Below are 553 nucleotides of genomic sequence, written 5' to 3'. Positions count from 1 at the left end.
TTCTATAGGTATAGAATTTACTCTTGCAAGGTAGAATTTAAAAATTCATTTAACTCCATTCTTTATTAAGTATACTACACTTCCATTTTTCGAACAAGTGTTTTCTTTGGGTGAATATAGAAAAACGCCTCTCCGTCTGGAACAAGTCCATACTTCATCTGAAATGCTTTTGTTGATTTTTTCATTTCCGTGCCAAACTGTGCATCAATATTTCCCAAATACATACCTTCTGCTGCCAGAATTCCCTCTGCTATCGCTGTAAGCGTACCGGAACTTCCGAACGACAGCACAATTGTCCGGGCAGTATTCATACATTCAGAATCAAAGAGTTCTCCATCAAAGGACAACTTTCCGCCATATAAACGATTTACTACATCTTTCCACACAGTCAGCGAAGCTTTCCTCGTTCTGCTTCCATACTGCCCGTCTAAAGTCAAAATGCTGCCGCAATGTTTTTTCAACAGCGTTCCATACCAGTAAGTGGATCTCACATGACTAGAAGTCACATGCTCCTCAGTCGCTTTAAGCGACAAGGCTAAATATCGGCGGATAC

At 40.3% G+C, this 553-nt stretch carries 1 protein-coding gene; it reads right to left on the bottom strand.

What is annotated here, in order from left to right:
• Positions 1–74: 74 nt before the first annotated feature.
• Positions 75–553: peptidoglycan-binding domain-containing protein (locus LIR34_RS17585; protein WP_207718755.1), on the bottom strand; the 479-nt coding region annotated here is incomplete at its 5' end.

Source organism: Blautia sp. MSK17_66 (assembly GCF_020538025.1).
Lineage (GTDB): Bacteria > Bacillota > Clostridia > Lachnospirales > Lachnospiraceae > Blautia_A.
The sequence above is the reverse complement of the archived record's forward strand: the minus strand, read 5'-3'. Positions and strand labels throughout refer to the sequence as shown.